This is a genomic window from Atlantibacter sp. (assembly GCF_032062175.1).
Classification (GTDB): Bacteria; Pseudomonadota; Gammaproteobacteria; order Enterobacterales; family Enterobacteriaceae; genus Atlantibacter.
In genome coordinates this window covers 64,864-84,136 of the sequence record NZ_DAMBQK010000007.1, presented here as the reverse complement: position 1 = coordinate 84,136, position 19,273 = coordinate 64,864, and the positions used below count along the sequence as shown (strand labels likewise).

The following is a 19,273-nucleotide window of genomic DNA, read 5'->3' as shown; positions in this document are numbered from 1 at the left end:
TGCCTCTTGCACTTTCGTTAAAGCTCAAAAATGTTCGTTATCGCTCATAATAGCAAATCTTCCGGTCGTTTGGTAACAAGAAAAAAACAATTTCGCGTGATACACATAACAATATGGCGCGCCGCCCTGCTCAGCACGTACACTTAAACGGTAAACCCGAACTCACCGGCTCAACGCCGGGTATTGTGAATCACTGTAGAAAACGAGAGCGACCATGGATCACTTTGAATGTATTGGTGTGGAAGAAGCGCACCAGAAAATGCAACGCGGCACCGCCGTACTGGTGGATATCCGCGACCCGCAAAGTTATGCGATTGGTCATGCGCCCGGCGCGTTTCATTTAACCAACGACACGCTGAACAACTTTATGCAGGAAACCGATTTCGACACGCCGGTAATGGTGATGTGTTATCACGGCAACAGCAGTAAAGGCGCAGCGCAATACCTGCTGCAACAGGGCTATGAAAATGTGTATAGCGTGGATGGCGGCTTTGATGCCTGGCATCGGCATTTTCCCGCCGAAGTGGCTTATAAGCTGGGTTAATTAGCGTATATACTCCCTTTCTTTGTGTGGAAAATGGCGTTTATTGATGGTACTGATTACGACTTTTGCCAATCCGCGAATGGCTCAGGCCTTTGTGGATTACATGGCCACGCAGGGCGTTGTTCTGACCATTCAGCAGCACAGCCAGACCGATGTCTGGCTTGCTGACGATCAACAGGCCGACCGGGTGCAGGCGGAACTGGCACAATTTCTCGAAGACCCTAACGATCCGCGCTATCTGGCCGCCAGCTGGCGTACCGGCCATACCGACAGCGGCCTGCACTATCGGCGCTACCCGTTTATGGCGACGCTGCGCGAGCGCGCCGGGCCGTTCACCATTGGGCTTGCCAGCGTTTGTATCGCGGTATATGTGCTGATGCTGGCGGTGGGGGACCAGGCGGTAATGATTTGGCTCGCCTGGCCTTATGACTCAAGTCTCGATTTCGAATTCTGGCGCTACTTTACCCATGCGCTGCTTCATTTCTCGATCATGCATATCACCTTTAATTTGTTATGGTGGTGGTATCTCGGCGGGCCGGTGGAAAAACGGCTCGGCAGCGGCAAGCTGATTGTACTGACGTTGGTCTCCGCGCTGTTAAGCGGCTACGTGCAGCATAAATTCAGCGGGGCCTGGTTTGGCGGCTTGTCTGGCGTGGTGTACGCGCTGATGGGTTACGTCTGGCTGCGCGGCGAGCGCGATCCCGAAAGCGGTATTGTGATGCCGCGTGGTTTAATGGTGTTTGCGCTGCTGTGGCTGATCGCCGGTTGGTTCGATCTGTTTGGGTTCTCAATTGCCAATGCCGCGCATCTGACCGGGTTGCTGGTAGGGCTGGTGATGGCGTTCGTTGACTGCCTATATTTGCGAAAACGAACATAATTCAGTGCAGTGCAGGAGAAAAGAGTGAAGCAAACACAGCGTCATGACGCCATTATTGAACTTGTTAAAAAACAAGGATATGTCAGCACTGAAGAGCTGGTTGAACAGTTTTCTGTTAGCCCGCAGACCATTCGCCGTGATTTAAACGACCTGGCCGATCAGAACATGATTTTGCGCCATCACGGCGGCGCCGCATTGCCGTCCAGCTCGGTCAACACCTCGTGGCACGACCGTAAAGCCACCCAGACCACCGAGAAGGCGCGTATCGCCCAGCGCGTCGCCAGCCAAGTCCCTAACGGGGCCACGCTGTTTATCGATATCGGCACGACGCCGGAAGCCGTGGCCCACGCGCTGTTAAACCATGAAAACCTGCGCATCGTGACCAACAACCTTAACGTCGCTAACACGCTGATGGTGAAGGACGATTTCCGCATCATCCTGGCGGGCGGTGAACTGCGCAGCCGCGATGGCGGGATTATCGGCGAAGCGACCCTCGATTTTATCTCTCAGTTTCGGCTCGATTTCGGCATTCTCGGCATCAGCGGCATCGACAGCGACGGCTCGCTGTTAGAGTTTGACTATCATGAAGTGCGCACCAAACGCGCGATCATTGAAAACTCGCGCCATGTGATGCTGGTGGTGGACCATTCGAAATTTGGCCGTAACGCCATGGTGAACTTAGGCAGCATCAGCCTGGTGGATGCGGTTTACACCGATACCGCACCGCCCGCGGGCGTGTTGCAGGTGATCCGCGAGCATAACATCCAGCTGGAACTGTGCTGATCGCACCCGGCTTCGCCGGGTGTGTTAAACGCCGTACCCCATCATTTTGAGCAATTGCTGGGCATGCTGCACCGCCGCCTGGCGATGCGCCACGCCGAGTTTTTGATACAGATTGCGGATATGGGTTTTGATGGTGGTCGCCGCCACATCCAGCTCGCCGGCGATTTGATCGTTGCTGTAGCCAGAATAAATCAGCCCCAACACCTGCCATTCGCGCTGGGTAAGCGGGCTGGTGCGGATCAGTTCCGGCACTTCAGGATGGGTTAATAAACGGGTGACAAAATTCTCGTCAAAATGGGCGAACTTGTGCCGGTGATGCTGGTTAATTTCACGCAGGATCAGCTGGGCGCGATGCTGTTCCAGCTCCGGCAACGTGTTGAGTTGAATCAGCTGACGCAGCTGTTGCGCCATCGCTTCGCCTTCAATCACAAAATGGCTGACGAACCCCGTGCGGTTAGAGAGCGTGAGCGCCTCCAGCAGCACGCGCTGGGCGTCGCTTTTGCGGCCTGACTGCCAGTAAAGCTGGTTCAACAACAGCAGGTTGCGGTTGATATCACTCATCAGGCGCAGGCTGCGCGCGTTTTCGTTGAGCTCTTCCAGCACCATTTCCGCCGGATCGAAATCCCCCAGCAGAATTTGCGCACGGGCGATATTACGCCACTGGCTTTGCAGGAAGTGGTTGTCCGCCGATCCCGGCTTCGGCGTCTGGCGCAACCAGTTGGCGGCCGCGGTTTTATCGCCGGTCATTTGCCAGTAGATCACCCGGACTTTGTCGGCATTCGACACCCAGTCGCTGTGATAGGGGCCGTTGCCCAGCAGGTTTTCCAGACGGTTCAGGTGGCTGCGGGCATTATCCAGCGCGCCACGCGCCAGCGAGCTTTGTACCAGCAGGGCCAGGCACTGTAGCTGCTGTTGGGGCTGGTAGTTTGCCAGCACCTCGATACCCTGGCGGGCGCAGGCTTCCGCCTCGTCCAGGCGCGCCCAGGCCCACAACAACTGCGCCCGGATGCGCAGCAAAAATTCATGCAGCGGTAACTGCTCAAGATGCTGTTCGCGGATCAGGGTGAAGGCTTTATCCTGGGTTTCCCAGGCGGCCTGCAAAAAGCCCTGGGCAAACAGGATTTCGCTTTGCTGGATCAGGCTCCACAGCGCGTAATGCCAGACGTCATGGCGACGAGCCATCATTTCGGTTTGCTGCATCACCGCCAGCGACTGGCTCAGTTCGCCTTTGCAGTGCAGCACTTCGCCGTGTACCGACGTCGCGACGATGCGGCTGTAATAGCTGGCCAGCGGCAGGGTCTCCAGCGCGATAATCGACAGCCGCTCCGCCTCTTGCGGGTCGCCATCGTTAATCGCCACCTGGGCGCGCAGCGCGTTAAATTCACCCTGCAAGGTTTCGTCCATCTCGCCGTTCATTTCCTGCTCGGCGCGGGCGAGCAGGGTATTCACTTCGCCGTAGCGATGCTGGCTTTGCATCAGCCAGGCCTGCAACAGCACCAGTTTCGGGTTCGCCAGCAGGCTCTCCCAGGGCAGCGCTTTCAGCGACTCTTCAAGCAGCGTCAGTTCGCTGTGGTTGAACAAGCCCCAGGCGTGATTCAGCAGGATATCGCGCAGCATCGCGGCATCGCCTGCCGCCAGCGCGTGATGAATGGCTTCGCCGGGGAAGCCCTGCGCCATCCAGCCTTCGGCGGCGGCGCGATGAATTTCCGGCAGTTGCGTCGCCAGTTCCCACTGGCAGCGCTGGCGGAGAAAATTGCCGAACAGCGGATGATAGCTAAACCACTCGCCGCTATCGTCCATGCGTTGCAGAAACAGCCCCTGACGCTCAATCTCTTCGAGGCGCATCTGGCCGTTTTCTTCGCCGGTGACGCGCACGATCAGCGCATCGTTCATCGAGCGCAGCAGGGCGCTTTTCAACAGGAACTTGCGCACATCGACGTCGATGTTATCCAGCACTTCATCCACCAGATAATCGGACAGATGGCTGGCGTTGATCCCCGCCAGGCGGCGAGCGGACTGGTGCGCTGAGGTGTTGTTCTGGCGGGCAGAGAGCGCGATAAGCTGCAACGCGGTCGCCCATCCGGCGACGTCATCGCACATCTTACTGCTTTCAGCAGGTTCGATAGGCACATTCAGGCGGCAATCAAAAAATTGTTTGGCTTCCTGGTGAGTGAAAGCCAGTTGCTGGCTGCCGATCTCCAGCAGTTGGTCGCGCACCCGCAGATTGGCAATGCCAAGTTGCGGCAGATTACGCGATAGCACCACCAGGCTGACATTTTCGGGCTGATGGCGCAGAAAGAAACGCATTGCATCGTGGATCACCGGGTTGGTGATGAGATGATAGTCGTCAATGACCAGATACAGCGGGCGTTCCCAGTCGGCGAGCTCGATAAACAGTTGGGCAAACAGGGAGTTGAGGCTGGCGTACTGGCGTTTTTGCGCCATCACTTCGCTGGTCGCGCAGTGCCCGCCCGTGGCCTGCTGGATGGCGGCAATTAAATAAATCGCGAAGCGCTCCTGCTGGTTATCCCCTTCATCAAGAGAAAACCATCCTAAATCCTGTTTACCGGAAGCCCACTGGGAAACCAGCGTGGTTTTGCCATAGCCCGCCGGGCTGGTGACAAGAGCCAGCCGATAGTGATGTGCGCTGCTCAGCTTCGCCAGAAGCCGTTCACGTAAAACGGTATTTTCCAGGCGAACCGGACGACTTAATTTAGACGGTATCAACATAGATGGTCACTTCACTGTGTAATCCAGGCCGAATGATTTATTTTGCGCCTCGTAATTAATACAGGCATGTAGGGTCGGACACCCTATGAAGTATTGCAAGTTATGTCGATTTTAATAGCGGGTAAAGTTGCACTAAGTCACATTTCGATAACTATTATGAACGATCGCTACGACATTCGGGTGAGGTGAGGAGCGGCTTGTAAAGGGGGGGGAGCGGGTGCCGCGCTTTTTTGGGACTCATCGCTAATGTAAATATTCCCATTATGGCTTATGAGCCTGTGTAGACATCGGTGTTTACAGATTGTTATCGATACTGAGATTTACAGAAAGCGGCAGAAAAGTAATTTGAGAAGGTGTTGAGTGTCAGGGATCACATTTTTGCCTACTCCCCGCTACTCCTCCCTGTCTAATCCCCGCCAGGATGAGGAATTCGCGGTGGCTGCCAGGCACACTAGCGCTAATGCCATTACTTTTTTACAGGACCCTGTTTCTATGTCACAGACGACGTTTGACAACACCCAATTTGAGGCCGCCCTGACGCGTCAGTGGCGACGTTTTGGTTTATCTGCCGCCAGCGAGATGACACCTCGCCAGTGGTGGCATGCGGTCAGCGCCGCGCTGGCGGAAATGCTGCGCGCGCAGCCGATGGTTCAGCCTGAGGCAAACCAGCGCCATGTTAACTACATCTCGATGGAATTCCTGATTGGCCGCCTCACCGGTAACAACCTGCTCAATCTGGGTTGGTACCAGGCGGTAAGCGACGCGTTGAGCAGCCATAACGTCAATCTTACCGATCTGCTGGAAGCGGAAACTGACCCGGCGCTGGGCAACGGCGGTCTGGGGCGTCTCGCGGCCTGCTTCCTGGATTCTATGGCGACGGTCGGCCAGGCGGCCACCGGCTATGGCCTGAACTATCAGTACGGCCTGTTCCGCCAGTCGTTCGAAGACGGCAAGCAGAGGGAAGCGCCGGATAACTGGCATCGCGAAAGCTATCCGTGGTTCAGCCACAACGACGCGCTGGATGTGCAGGTAGGCATTGGCGGCAAACTGGTGAAAAACGGTAGCCAGCAGGTCTGGGAACCGGGCTTTACCATCACCGGCCAGGCCTGGGATTTGCCGGTGCTGGGTTACCAGAACGGCGTGGCGCAGCCGCTGCGCTTATGGCAGGCCACTCACGCGCATCCGTTTAACCTCACCAAATTCAACGACGGCGACTTCCTGCGCGCCGAACAGCAGGGCATTGATGCGGATAAGCTCACCAAAGTGCTCTATCCGAACGACAACCATCAGGCCGGTAAAAAACTGCGTTTGATGCAGCAGTATTTCCAGTGTGCCTGCTCGATTGCCGATATTCTGCGCCGCCATCACTACCTGGGCCGTTCGCTTAACGAACTGCCGGATTATGAAGTGATTCAGCTTAACGACACCCACCCGACCATCGCCATTCCTGAACTGCTGCGCGTGCTGATCGACGAGCACCAGATGAGCTGGGACGAGGCCTGGGCGATCACCAGTAAAACCTTTGCCTACACCAACCATACCCTGATGCCTGAGGCGCTGGAGTGCTGGGACGAGCGGCTGATCCGCACGCTGCTGCCGCGCCATATGCAAATCATTAAAGAGATTAACGCGCGCTTCAACGTGCTGGTAGACAAGACCTGGCCGGGCGACGAGGCGGTTTGGGCCAAACTGGCGGTGGTGTATGACAAACAGGTACGCATGGCGAACCTGTGCGTAGTCAGCGGCTTCGCCGTCAACGGCGTGGCGGCGCTGCACTCGGACCTGGTCGTGAAAGATCTGTTCCCGGAATATCACCAGCTGTGGCCGACCAAATTCCACAACGTGACTAACGGCATTACGCCGCGTCGCTGGATCAAGCAGTGCAATCCGGAACTGGCGGCGCTTATCGACAAGACGCTGAACAAAGAGTGGGTAAATGATTTAGACGCGCTGGCGGATCTGGAAAAATATGCCGATGACGCCGATTTCCGTCAGGAATACCGCGCCATCAAACAGCGCAACAAGGTTAAGCTGGCTGCTTTCGTGAAAGCGCGCACCGGCATTGAAATTAACCCGGAAGCCCTGTTCGATATCCAGATCAAACGCCTGCACGAATATAAGCGCCAGCACCTGAACCTGTTGCAGATTCTGGCGATGTACAAAGCGATCCGTGAAAACCCCCAAGCCGACCGCGTACCGCGCGTGTTCCTGTTTGGGGCGAAAGCCGCGCCGGGATATTACCTCGCCAAGAACATCATCTACGCGATCAACAAAGTGGCCGATGCGATCAACAACGATCCGCTGGTAGGCGACAAACTGAAAGTGGTGTTCCTGCCGGATTACTGCGTCTCGGCGGCGGAGAAAATGATCCCGGCGGCGGATATTTCTGAGCAAATTTCTACTGCCGGTAAAGAAGCTTCCGGCACCGGCAATATGAAGCTGGCGCTCAACGGCGCGCTGACCGTCGGCACCCTGGACGGCGCGAACGTCGAAATCGCCGAGAAAGTGGGCGTAGAGAACATCTTCATCTTTGGCCTGACGGTTGACGAAGTCAAAGTGCTGAAAGCCAAAGGCTACGACCCGGTGAAATGGCGCAAGAAAGATAAACTGCTGGATGGTGTGCTGAAAGAGCTGGAGAAGGGTGTTTACGCCGATGGCGACAAGCACGCTTTCGATCCCATGCTGCAAAGCATCGGCAAAGCGGGCGGCGACCCGTATTTGTTGATGGCCGACTTCGCCTCCTACGTGGCGGCGCAAAAACAGGCGGATTTACTGTACCGCGACCAGGAAGCCTGGACGCGAGCTGCTATCCTGAATACCGCGCGTTGCGGCATGTTCAGCTCTGACCGCTCAATTCGCGACTACCAGACCCGTATTTGGCAGGCCAAACGTTAAGGATATGCCATGGATAAACGCCTGAATAATGCCGCCCTCGAGGCGGGTATTAGCGCTAATTACATTAATGCTCACGGCAAAGCTCAGGCGATTGGTACAGAAACCAAGCGCCGCCTGCTGGAAGCAATGAACCGCACTCATGCGGTTAAAAAACCGGCTGCGGCGCCGATCCCCGGCGTAAAGGTGCTGCGTTCAAGTACCCGCATGGCGATTGCCCTTGAAGGCAAAGGCGAATTTGAATGGCTGTTGACCACCGAAGCGGGCAAGCAGCATACGGGGAGCGCGGCAGGCGGCGACAGCCTGCGGCTTCCCGCCAAATTGCCTCGGGGTTACCACACCCTGACGCTGAAACAGAAATCCCAACAGTGGGAATGCCGGTTGATCGTCGCGCCAAAACGCTGCTTTGAACCGGAAACCATCGTTAAAGGCGAAAAAATCTGGGGCGCCTGCGTTCAGCTTTATACCCTGCGCTCGCGCACTAACTGGGGGATTGGCGATTTCGGCGATCTGAAGCGGATGCTGGTGTCCGTGGCGCAACGGGGCGGCAGCTTTATCGGCCTGAACCCGATCCACGCGCTCTATCCCGCGAATCCGGAAAGCGCCAGCCCTTATAGCCCATCGTCGCGCCGCTGGATGAACGTGATTTATATCGACGTGAACGCTATCGACGATTTCCAGCAAAGCGAAGAGGCGCGCAGCTGGTGGGAAATGCCCACCACTCAGCAATCCCTGAAAGCGGCTCGGGATGCGCAATGGGTCGACTATTCTGCGGTCACAGCCTTGAAAATGGCGGGCCTGCGTCTGGCCTGGAAGCAATTTTCGCTGCGCGGCGAAGATGACGAACAGGTTCGCGGCTTCCGTGATTTTGTCGACAGCGAAGGCGAAAGCCTTTACTGGCAGGCTGCGTTCGACGCGCTGCACGCGGAACAGGTAAAAGAAGATGAACTGCGCTGGGGCTGGCCTGTCTGGCCCGAGGGATATCAGTCCATCGACAGCCCGCAGGTGAAAGCCTTCTGCAAGGAGAATGCGGACCAGGTTAACTTTTACCTGTGGCTGCAATGGCTGGCCTGGAAACAGTTCGCTGAATGCTGGGAAACCAGCCAGTTACACGGCATGCCGGTCGGCCTGTATCGCGATCTGGCGGTAGGCGTAGCGGAAGGCGGCGCGGAAACCTGGTGTGACCGGGAGCTGTACTGCCTGAAAGCATCGGTCGGCGCACCGCCGGATATCCTCGGGCCGCTCGGTCAAAACTGGGGCTTGCCGCCGATGGACCCGCACGTGATGACCGCACGCGGCTATGAGCCGTTTATCCAGCTATTGCGTGCCAATATGACCCACTGCGGCGCGTTGCGTATCGACCACGTGATGTCGATGCTGCGGTTGTGGTGGATCCCTTACGGCGAGACCGCGGATCAGGGCGCTTATGTGCATTATCCGGTGGATGATTTACTGGCGATCCTGGCGCTGGAAAGCGAGCGCCACCAGTGCATGGTGATTGGCGAGGATTTGGGCACCGTGCCGGTGGAAATCGTCGGCAAACTGCGCCAGAACGGCGTCTACTCCTACAAAGTGCTCTATTTCGAAAACGACTCCCGCAAGCACTATCGCGCACCGCAGGCCTGGCCTGAGCAGGCGATGGCGGTGGCGACCACCCACGACTTACCGACTCTGCGCGGCTACTGGGAAAGCGGCGATTTAACCCTCGGAAAAACGCTGGGCCTGTACCCGGATGAAATCGTGCTGCGCGGGTTGTATGAAGATCGCGAACGCGCCAAACAGGGGCTACTGGACGCGCTGCATCAGTACAACTGCCTGCCGAAAAGCGTGGGGCGTAAAGCGAGAGGGATGAAAATGACGCCGCTGCTCAACCGGGCCATGCAGCGTTATATCGCCGATACGCACTGCGCCCTGCTGGGCTTACAGCCGGAAGACTGGCTGGATATGGCGGACCCGGTGAATATTCCTGGCACCAGCTATCAGTACAAAAACTGGCGGCGTAAATTATCCGCGCCCCTTGAGAAAATGTTCGCCGACGAAGGCGTCAACACGCTGATCAAGGATCTGGATAAGCGACGCCGCGCGGCTTCGCGCAAGCGTGCGTTAAAGAAATAACCCAGAAAAAAGGCGCTGATTCAGCGCCTTTCAGAGTGCTGACAAAGTCCTGGCCGTAAAGTCAGGACTTTGATCTAATAAGGTCAGTGCAAAAAACGGACTGACCGCCATGCTCAGAGAACCTTCCCCGCAGCAGTACCAGTTTGAAACCATCACCCTCGACGAACTCGTCCCCGAAGACCATCTGGTGCGTAAAATCGACGCCACCATCGACTTTGAATTTATCCGCGATGCGGTCGCGCACCTCTACTGCCCTGACAACGGCAGGCCCGCTATCGACCCGGTGCGTCTGATTAAGATGATGCTGCTGGGTTATCTCTTCGGCGTCCCCTCTGAGCGCCGTCTGGTTAAAGAAATTCAGGTCAACGTGGCCTACCGCTGGTTCCTGCGTATGGGCCTGACGGAGAAAGTGCCGGATGCCTCCACCCTCAGCCAGAACCGCATCCGCCGCTTTAACGACAGCGATGTGTTCCAGCAAATTTTTGACCATATCGTGGGGCAGGCGCTGGGTCAGGGCATGGCGAATGGCCGGGTGCTTTATACCGACAGCACCCATCTGAAGGCAGATGCCAGCCCGCGCAAGGCGGTGAATGAACTGCGCCCGGAGGGCGTCAGCGAATACCTGGAGCAACTCAATGCAGCGGTGGAGGCCGACAGGAAGCAGCACGCAAAAAAGCCGCTGCCCGGTGTAAAAAAGACGCCAGAAAGCGCAGCCGCCGTTAAGAACACCAAAGTGAGCACCACCGACCCGGAAAGCAGGTTCATGCACCGGGAAGGCAAGCCGAAGGGGTTCTTCTGGCTGGACCACCGCACGGTGGACGGGAAACATGGCATCATCATGGACACGCATCGCGCGGCTGAAACGCCAGACGGAACGGTTCGGGCTGGAGACGGTGGCGGCGGGCGTGGATGCAGGCTACTTCACGGCGGCGGTGTGCCATCTGACGCAGGAGACGGGCATCGCGCTGGTACCGGGTTACCGGAGGCCGAATCAGGGCCAGAATGATTACCAGAAAAAGCACTTCAGGTACGACCCACAGAAGGATGTGTATGTGTGTCCGGCGCGGGCGAAATGCACAACAAACCGACAGATGCAGAAGACGATAACGCGGCACGTCTGGGAAGAGGCGAAGGAGAAGGCCAACGCGCTGCGACTGACGAAATGGGGCAAAAAGGTGTATGCGCGGCGAAAGGAGACGGTGGAGCGCAGCTTCGCGGATGCGAAACAGCATCATGGTCACCGGTATGCGCGGTTCCGGGATCTGATGAAGGTGCAGATGCAGTGCCTGCTTGCGGCGACAGCGCAGAATATGAAGAAGATGGCGCTGCTGGCGCTGTTTTACTGGCTGTTACAGGTAGTGAAAGGGCTGGCAGGAAGGCTCAGCAGGCCGGTAAGCCGGCAGAAACACATCACAGAGTGGTAACGGAAAAATATCGCGATCGCGACCTGAGGTCGCTACAAAAGAAGAACCCCACGTAAAACATGGGGTTCGTCAGCAGTCTGAAAGGCGCTGATTCAGCGCCTTTACTGGTTTAAACAAACGGTGCCAGCGGATCCGCGAGGGTAAACGCTTTTTCTTTATCGGCAACAGGCGGATAAATCAACTCATTGGTGATCGCCGTTTTCAGCTTTTTCGCTTCCTCTTTCACCATTTTAACCTCCTGCGCCCACGTTTCGGTATACACCGCACCCCACGGTCCAAGATCCACGCAGGTCACGTAAAACGGCTGCTGATACGCCAACGGCTCGGCATTCAGCAACGCCGCCGCCGCATTATTCCCGGCGTATTTACCCAGCGGAATGGCGTGCTGGCAGGTCATAAACGCGTGATGGCCTTCGTTATCGCAGGCGGCATACGCCACATCGCCGGTGGCGAAAATATCCGGCTGGCCGATAACCTGAAGATTCGCGTCAACGTGCAGGCGACCGCGATTATCACGCGGTGCTTCAATCTGAAGCGTGAGCGGGCTGGCACTCACGCCAGCGGTCAGTACGACAGAGTGTGATTCAATAAACGTCCCGTCAGTAAGTGTCACACCGTTCTGCTGGATGGTTTCTATGCTGCTATTGAGACGCCATTCGACGTTAAGCTCATTCGACGCCTGGGCGATCACATCGCGCAGTTCCTGTCCGAAATGACCGCCGATCTGTGCGGCGCGCTCAATCACCATCACCCTGGGCGTTGCGCCATCGGTAAAGATTTTCGCCAGGCGGGCCGGCAATTCCATCGCCAGCTCAATCCCCGTTAATCCGCCGCCGCACACCACAACGGTATTACGTGCTGCCGATGCAGGCACCGCTGCCAGCGAGCGCAGGTGGGCATTGAATTTCTCCGCACTTTCAGCCTGATCGATGTCGAAAGCAAACGCATCTGCGCCAGAAATGTTATTGCGATTCAACTGGCTGCCGCTCGCCAGCACGAGTTTGTCATAGCTTACGACGCAGCTTTCGCCGGAATCCTTCAGGTAATGCACTTCACGGGCCGCCGCATCCACGCGGGTGGCGTTACCACGCAAAAAGTTAACCCCGGTCGCCGAGAATAAGGCATCCAGCGGCGCAGAGCAGTCAGCCGGATGTTCTTCATAAAAGCGCGGACGCACGCGCAACGCGGGTTGCGGCGCTAACACCGTGACGCTGACGTCCTGCCCCTGTTGTAATTCAACCTGGCGCGCCGCGCTTAATGCGGCCCACATCCCGGCAAAACCACAGCCAATTACCAAAATTTGACGACTCATTTATATCCTCAATGTGCTCGATTGCTTAACTGCGACTATATCAGTCTTAGTATCTAAATCAAATCCAAAAAAATTTTCATCAAGGAAATATCATCTTCAGAAATTTACTGGGATAATCGGTATCAATGCTTTTATTATGTTCAATGCTATTGAACTCCTCGGACTAATGTAATCGGAGTTACCTGGTGAGTTTTTTCAGTTCTGGTGTGGAATACGGCATCCATGGCCTGATGTGTATGGTGGATGCTAAGGGCAATGCACAGGATATGAGCGTTCGGGAAATCGCTGATTTACATGGTATTCCATACGACTATCTGGGAAAGGTATTCACTCGACTGGCGAAAGCCAGGTTGATTGAAAGCCTTGAAGGACGCGGCGGCGGATATCGCTTGGCGCGTGCGCCGGAAACCATCACCATGCTGGATGTTGTCCTGGCAATTGATGACAACAAGCCGCTGTTTGAATGCCGTGAAGTTCGCCAACGAATGGCGATATTCGGTGATACGTTACCTGACTGGGCTTGCGATAGTCCCTGTAGCGTAAGAGTAGTGATGGAAAACGCACAGGCACGTATGTACGACGCGTTAAGTCAGCACACCATTCTCGATTTAACTCGCAGAATGCTAAAGAAAGCGCCAGAAAGCTATGTGGTGGAAGTGCAGGAATGGCTGGGGGCAAAGCGAGGTGGGCGGCAGACGGCGCGCTAACCGACACAAAAAAGGCGCTTATTCAAGCGCCTTTTGGCTTTGTAGCGGTCAGAAAATCAATAGTAAGAGTGCTCGCCGCGCTGGTGTTCGGTCAGGTCGCGAACGCCTTTCAGTTCCGGGAACTCGTTCAGCAGTTGCTTCTCGATCCCTTCTTTCAGCGTTACGTCCACCATGGAGCAACCGTTGCAGCCGCCGCCAAATTGCAGAATGGCGAAGCCTTCGTCGGTGATTTCCATCAGCGATACGCGACCGCCGTGGCCTGCCAACTGCGGGTTAATCTGCGATTGCAGCAGATACTCCACGCGCTCCATCAGCGGGGCGTCATCGGACACTTTACGCATTTTGGCGTTCGGCGCTTTCAGCGTCAGTTGCGAACCTAACTGGTCGGTGACAAAGTCGATTTCCGCGTCTTCCAGATACGGAGCGCTTAACTCGTCCACGTAAGCGGTGAGATGTTCAAAGGTCAGCGCCGTGTCGCTGGCTTCAACCGCATCCGGCGGGCAGTACGACACGCCGCATTCTGCATTCGGTGTACCTGGATTGATCACGAACACGCGGATTTGGGTGCCTTCTTCCTGGTTAGCCAGAAGTTTGACAAAGTGCGCCTGGGCAGCATCGGAAATACGAATCATAGCAATGGCCTAATAGTTGACTATTTTACCTGGTTATAATACGCCCATCATCGACCCTCTACAAGGTTCGACACAGGCACCATACCTGGACAGTCGCCGCGCCATGGCGATGCAATAGTTTGGCAATTTCTCCGACCGTACTGCCCGTTGTAACGACGTCATCCACAATAACGATATGGAGATCGCGTACGGGTAATTCAAGACGAAAAGCCGTGCGCAGGTTCTTTTTACGTAATCGCGCGCTGAGATGGTGTTGAACAGGCGTATTCCTGACGCGCCGCAGCGCCTGTGCCTCATAGCGGCAACCCAGCCAGCGTGCGAGCGGTTTCGCCAGCAGTGCGCTCTGGTTAAACCCCCGCCGCCAGGCCCGCCGTCGGTGTAGCGGTACGCTGATAATTAAATCGGGAGCTGGCAATGCCCATTCCCGCTGTGCCTGGCGTTGGCGCAGCAATATCAGCCGCGCCAACGGCTGGGCCAGGCCGGTTTGCCGGTAAAACTTCAGCGCCTGCACCAGCGTGCTTAACGGCGGGCGGTAATCCGTCACGTACAGGAGCCGTTGCCACGGCGGAGGCTTTCCCAAACAGCGTCCACAGGGCAAGGTAGTGACCACAGCGGGCAACCCGCAAACCGGGCAGCAGGATGGAGGGGCGGGCAGTGCCGCGTAACAGCAGGAACATATTCCCCAATGGGAAACAGCAAGCGGCATCCTGCATAGCCAACACAAGGCGGGTACTGTTAGCATCGTGGTCTTCCTGACAAAAAAGAGACTTTAGCGAATGAATGACATCTGGTGGCAGACCCGGGGAGAGGGAAATGTTCATCTTGTGCTGTTGCACGGATGGGGACTGAATGCCGGCGTATGGGATTGCATTAGCGAGCAATTAGCCTCGCAATTTACTCTGCATCTTGTCGACTTACCGGGCTATGGCCGCAGCACCGGTTTCGGGGCGATGGATCTTGACGCAATGGCGAAATGCGTACTGCGCCAGGCGCCGGATAAAGCCATCTGGCTGGGCTGGAGCCTGGGTGGGCTGGTGGCGAGTAAGATCGCCTTAACGCATCCGGAACGGGTTGATGCGCTGGTGACCGTCGCGTCATCTCCCTGTTTCACCGCCCGTGAAGAAGAGCAGTGGCCGGGGATTAAGCCCTCCGTGCTGGCTGGTTTTCAACAGCAATTAAGCGAAGATTTTCAGCGTACCGTTGAGCGCTTCCTGGCGCTGCAAACCCTGGGCACGGAAAGCGCCCGTCAGGATGCCCGTCGCCTTAAAGCCGTGGTGCTGGATGCGCCGATGCCTTCCGTTGAGGTGCTAAATGGCGGGCTGGAAATCCTTAAATCCGCCGATTTGCGTGCCGATCTGGCGTCGTTGACGATGCCATTCTGGCGTTTGTACGGCCGGTTGGATGGGCTGGTGCCGCGTAAAGTGGCAGGGTTGCTGGACGAACGCTATCCGAATAGCCCGTCGGTAATGTTTGATAAAGCGGCTCATGCGCCTTTTATCAATAATTCTGAAATGTTCTGCGAGCTGTTATTTAGCCTGCGTCAGTCTGTGGCAAAAGTATAAATACCGGTCAATACTTAGAAAGTGGTTGTCCTTACGGGCAATTTTTATTTTTCGGCGCTGAGTCGCCCCCGCCAGGCATCACAAAACAATAAACCTTTCTAAGGAGTGTGAAGCTATGAAATTAGTCACTGGCATTGTTACTTCTCTGGTTATTGGCTCGCTTTCGTTTGGCGTTTTTGCTGCCAAAGAGCTTGAAAAAGATAAAGTGGCCGGAATGAATTTGACGAAAGTTGGCACAATTTCTACCAGCGATAAAACATCGCCGATGGATGCCAAAAAAGAGCTGTCACAAAAAGCTGATGAGCTGGGCGGCACCTATTATGTTATTACCAGCGCCGACAAGAAAACTGAAGATGTCCGCGCGACAGCAGACGTGTACAAATAATGAAAAAGGCGGGGTAACCCGCCTTTTTTAGTGCCACTGCCTTTCTTTTTTGTTTTGCTATTGAAGCGTCCAGAACGTTTTTTGGCAAGCATTTCCTTCAGGGCAGCGTTTACAACTGCCTGATAAACACCCGCTCAAATCTTCCGTTACGCGCTTTGCCCGGCCCATCGCCTCCAGCCGCGACAGCATGGCGTCAATCATTGGACGCGGCGTCGCGAGCAGCTCGCTCATCTGGCTGGCCTCCAGACGCCCCTGTAATGCCAGCAAATCCCGTATCTGTATCAGCGTCGCCATGCTTTCACCTTAATGGCAGTGGTTGGAAGACGTTTCACAACAGACTTCCGCCGCCTTGCGCTGCCCCAGCACGCCGAGGTCAACGCGGCTACGGGCCCGGCGCAATAACGTCAGCACCAGTACGTTAAACAATACCACCGCCACGATGCACGTCAGGCTGTATTGCGGATGCTGGTGGAATGTCACGGTCTGGTAGAAAAGTGTCGCCAGCGAGTAGGCGATATTCAGCCCCCACAGAATGGAGAAACCCATCCAGCTACGGCTGGTTTCGCGGGCGATAGCGCCCATCACTGAAATGCACGGAATGTACAGCAGCACAAAAATCAGGTAGCTGTACGCCGAGGCGCTGCTGCCGAATTTCGCGCTCATCATGCCCATGGTGCCGCTTTCCATCTCACCGTCGCCTTTGCTGGCTTCAATCGGGTTCATCAGCACGCTCAGGCTGAAAGTGTCTTTCAGGCTCTGCCAGGTTTCTTCTACTGCGCCGCCCAGTTCATCGATCAGGCTAAAGCTGGCGGCGTCGAATTCTTCCTGGTGGATATTTTCTGCGGTGTACAGGGTGTTTAGCGTACCGACCACCACTTCTTTCGCCATCGCGCCGGTAAACAGACCGACCGTAGCCTGCCAGTTATCTTCCTGTACGCCGATGGGTTTCAGTAGCGGGGTGAGGACCTGGCTCACCGACGCCAGCGCGGAATCATTAATGTTGTCTACCGGTTTGCCGCTGAAGGAAAAGCTGTTTAACGCCCCGACGAAAATACTCACGACTACGATGACTTTCCCGGCACGCATCACGAAGGATTTCAGGCGCTGCCAGGTTTGCAGCACCAGGCTCTTCAGGTGAGGCACATGATAAACCGGCAGTTCCATCACAAACGGGGTCGCTTCGCCGCGCATGATGGTGTGCTTCAGCATCAGGCCAGTGAGGATCGCCATCACGATGCCTAACAGATACAGCGAAAACACCACCAGCGCGCCCTGCTGGCCAAAGAAGGCGGCGGCGAAGACCGCAAAAATCGCCAGCCGCGCGCCGCAGGACATAAACGGTGCCATCATCACGGTCATCAGACGTTCACGCGGCGCATCCAGAGTGCGCGCGCCCATTACCGACGGCACGTTGCAGCCGAAACCGACGATCAGCGGCACAAAGGATTTGCCAGGCAGGCCGAGGGACTGCATCAGGCGGTCCATCACGAACGCCGCGCGCGCCATATAGCCGGAATCCTCAAGAAACGAGAGGAACAAATACATCATGCCGATTTGTGGCACCAGCGGCAGAACGGTATTGATACCGCCGCCAATCCCCTGGGCGAGGAAAATAGTTAGCCATTGCGGAAAGTGGAACGTTGCGCCAACCCACTGCAAACCGTGGATAAAGATCGCCGCCGAACCCACGTCAAACAGCGGCTGCAATGCGCCGCCAATGTTAATCGCCAGCAGGAACATCAGGTACATCACCAGCAAAAACACCGGGATGCCGAGAAAACGGTTGATAACGATTTTATCCAGCGCGGTGGTTAAGTGATGGGGCTCTGCCGTTAAGCTGTTGCTGACGCTGTCGCAAATAGCGGCAATGCTTTGATAGCGCGCGTCGGCGATATGCAGCGCCGGATCGTCCATCTCTTCACTCAGGCGTGCCAGGGAAACGCCCAGCTTTTGTGCGGCATCACCCGCAAACGCGCGGCTGTAAATATCGCCTTCCAGCATCTGCAAACCCAGCCAGCGGCGTTGGGTAAACGGCATTTCGCCGGGCATCAGGTCCGCCAGCGCGTTCGCTTCATGGCAAAGCGGTTCGGCGTAATGCACGTCGATAGCGTTTTGCGCCTGATGGTCGCGGTCGATAATCCGCTTCAGGGTATCGATGCCGCGTCCGCGCGTGGAGACCAGCGGCACCACCGGGCAGCCGAGGCGGTTCGCCAGCGCATCAACATCAATGCGGATCTGCTGTTTCTCAGCGATATCCAGCATGTTCAGGGCGATGATGCAGGGGATGCCCAGCTCGCGAAGTTGCAGCGTCAGATAGAGGTTGCGCTCAAGGTTAGAGGCATCCACCACGTTAATCAGCAGGTCAGCATCGCCGCTCAAAATATAATGACAGGCGATTTGTTCATCGAGCGAGGTTTGGGAGGAGATCGTTGTCAGGGAGTAGGTGCCGGGTAAATCCACCAGCGTGACCTGATGCTCTGGTGTGGCGAAGAAACCCTCTTTGCGTTCAACGGTCACCCCTGCCCAGTTGCCCACCCGCTGCCGGGAGCCGGTTAACTGGTTAAACAGGGTGGTTTTCCCTGAGTTCGGGTTGCCGATTAATCCAATGGTTAGCTTTTTCATATTCAGTCTGAACTCAAGAAATGATCAGGACGTTGCTTCAACCTGTACCAGCGCCAAATCCTTTTTGCGTAATACAAGGTTTACCCGGCGAGTGGAAATATGGATCGGATCGCCCAGCGGGGCGACGCGCACCACGTCAAACGAGGAGCCGGGAAGTAAACCTAACGAAAGTAATTTTTGACGGTAAGCCGGGCTAATTTCCCGGGCAAAGCCGGTGATTTTCCAGGTACTGTTAGCGCAAAAGTGCATAAAGCCTTCTTATCTTTCGTAAGCGGAAACACGATTTCCCTGTCTGGAAGGCAGACAGGGAAATCCAGATTCATTTGCGGAAAAGGATAATCTTGATGGAAAGGTATGATAATGAGAATGGTTTTTATCTTCAATGCAGAATGTGTTGCTAAATACAATATTTAACCATTCGTTGTTTTGGCGCAAAGAATGAAAAATAAACGCTTGAAATGAGCCTGTATTAAGAAAAATTAATACTTTCAAGGGATTGGGTTAAAATCGGGTGCGCGGGTAATAACGCGATAAAGGTTGCTGAGATCATTTTTTTGTTATTAAAATGAGAATGGCGCGTTTATTTTATGATAATCGGTGCAGGTAAATTCAATAAAATCAATAATCGAAAACAAGCCTCTTTTCTCATATTGCGAAATATGACATCTGCAATAAAAGGCCGGTTTCC

General features: G+C 55.7%; 15 protein-coding genes and 1 pseudogene. 9 read left to right on the top strand and 7 right to left on the bottom strand.

All coding sequences use genetic code 11. From position 1 onward, the window contains the following. Positions 1–214 precede the first annotated feature (214 nt). From glpE to RT120_RS08950, 3 genes are read left to right on the top strand one after another with little or no spacing between them, the layout of a single operon-like run. A complete protein-coding gene (gene glpE / locus RT120_RS08960) occupies positions 215–544 on the top strand; it encodes a thiosulfate sulfurtransferase GlpE (protein WP_312981950.1) in 330 nt (109 codons plus the stop codon). A 46-nt stretch (positions 545–590) separates the two neighbouring features. Further along, the gene (gene glpG / locus RT120_RS08955; RefSeq protein WP_312981949.1) at positions 591–1,421 is read left to right on the top strand and encodes a rhomboid family intramembrane serine protease GlpG; all 831 of its coding nucleotides are present in this window, start codon (positions 591–593) and stop codon (positions 1,419–1,421) included. 24 nt (positions 1,422–1,445) lie between these two features. Continuing rightward, complete coding sequence (locus RT120_RS08950; RefSeq protein WP_312981948.1) at positions 1,446–2,204, top strand: DeoR/GlpR family transcriptional regulator; 759 nt, start codon at positions 1,446–1,448, stop codon at positions 2,202–2,204. A gap of 24 nt (positions 2,205–2,228) precedes the next feature. On the opposite strand, the gene malT is transcribed toward RT120_RS08950, so the two are convergent. Next, the gene (malT, locus tag RT120_RS08945) at positions 2,229–4,934 is read right to left on the bottom strand and encodes an HTH-type transcriptional regulator MalT (RefSeq protein ID WP_312981946.1); all 2,706 of its coding nucleotides are present in this window, start codon (positions 4,932–4,934) and stop codon (positions 2,229–2,231) included. Between the two features lie 492 nt (positions 4,935–5,426). Here malT and malP point away from each other — a divergent pair, with 492 nt between their 5' ends. The 3 genes and pseudogenes from malP to RT120_RS08930 all read left to right on the top strand — a co-directional run bounded on the left by malP (position 5,427) and on the right by RT120_RS08930 (position 11,365). Next, positions 5,427–7,829 carry a maltodextrin phosphorylase gene (gene malP, locus RT120_RS08940; protein ID WP_312981945.1) on the top strand — a complete coding sequence of 801 codons (2,403 nt, stop codon included), beginning with the start codon at positions 5,427–5,429 and terminating at the stop codon, positions 7,827–7,829. 9 nt (positions 7,830–7,838) lie between these two features. Then, positions 7,839–9,941 carry a 4-alpha-glucanotransferase gene (gene malQ, locus RT120_RS08935; protein WP_312981943.1) on the top strand — a complete coding sequence of 701 codons (2,103 nt, stop codon included), beginning with the start codon at positions 7,839–7,841 and terminating at the stop codon, positions 9,939–9,941. A 109-nt stretch (positions 9,942–10,050) separates the two neighbouring features. Then, positions 10,051–11,365: pseudogene (locus RT120_RS08930) on the top strand (IS1182 family transposase). 109 nt (positions 11,366–11,474) lie between these two features. On the opposite strand, the gene RT120_RS08925 reads toward RT120_RS08930, so the two are convergent. Beyond that, entirely contained in the window at positions 11,475–12,677 is a 1,203-nt protein-coding gene (locus RT120_RS08925) for an FAD-dependent oxidoreductase (RefSeq protein WP_312981942.1), read from the bottom strand. Between the two features lie 185 nt (positions 12,678–12,862). On the opposite strand from RT120_RS08925, the gene RT120_RS08920 reads away from it, so the two are divergent. After that, complete coding sequence (locus RT120_RS08920; RefSeq protein WP_312981940.1) at positions 12,863–13,384, top strand: Rrf2 family transcriptional regulator; 522 nt, start codon at positions 12,863–12,865, stop codon at positions 13,382–13,384. Positions 13,385–13,440: 56 nt separating this feature from the next. Here RT120_RS08920 and nfuA read toward each other — a convergent pair whose 3' ends face one another. Continuing rightward, complete coding sequence (gene nfuA / locus RT120_RS08915) at positions 13,441–14,016, bottom strand: Fe-S biogenesis protein NfuA (protein ID WP_002436473.1); 576 nt, start codon at positions 14,014–14,016, stop codon at positions 13,441–13,443. Positions 14,017–14,074: 58 nt separating this feature from the next. Next, positions 14,075–14,758, bottom strand: coding sequence for a DNA utilization protein GntX (gene gntX, locus RT120_RS08910; protein ID WP_312981938.1), 684 nt, complete (start codon positions 14,756–14,758; stop codon positions 14,075–14,077). 34 nt (positions 14,759–14,792) lie between these two features. Here gntX and bioH point away from each other — a divergent pair, with 34 nt between their 5' ends. Further along, complete coding sequence (gene bioH / locus RT120_RS08905; protein WP_312981937.1) at positions 14,793–15,578, top strand: pimeloyl-ACP methyl ester esterase BioH; 786 nt, start codon at positions 14,793–14,795, stop codon at positions 15,576–15,578. A gap of 115 nt (positions 15,579–15,693) precedes the next feature. Continuing rightward, on the top strand, positions 15,694–15,963 hold the full coding sequence (locus RT120_RS08900; protein WP_312981936.1) for a DUF1471 domain-containing protein: 270 nt from the start codon (positions 15,694–15,696) through the stop codon (positions 15,961–15,963). A gap of 57 nt (positions 15,964–16,020) precedes the next feature. Here RT120_RS08900 and feoC read toward each other — a convergent pair whose 3' ends face one another. From feoC to feoA, 3 genes are read right to left on the bottom strand one after another with little or no spacing between them, the layout of a single operon-like run. Further along, positions 16,021–16,257: a [Fe-S]-dependent transcriptional repressor FeoC gene (feoC, locus tag RT120_RS08895; protein WP_312981934.1), complete on the bottom strand. Its 237-nt coding sequence runs from the start codon at positions 16,255–16,257 to the stop codon at positions 16,021–16,023. Positions 16,258–16,266: 9 nt separating this feature from the next. After that, positions 16,267–18,585, bottom strand: a complete 2,319-nt coding sequence (feoB, locus tag RT120_RS08890; RefSeq protein WP_312981933.1) for a Fe(2+) transporter permease subunit FeoB — start codon at positions 18,583–18,585, stop codon at positions 16,267–16,269. A 24-nt stretch (positions 18,586–18,609) separates the two neighbouring features. After that, positions 18,610–18,834 (bottom strand): ferrous iron transporter A, encoded by a 225-nt coding sequence (gene feoA / locus RT120_RS08885; RefSeq protein ID WP_312981931.1) that lies wholly within the window; start codon positions 18,832–18,834, stop codon positions 18,610–18,612. Between the last annotated feature and the right edge of the window lie 439 nt (positions 18,835–19,273).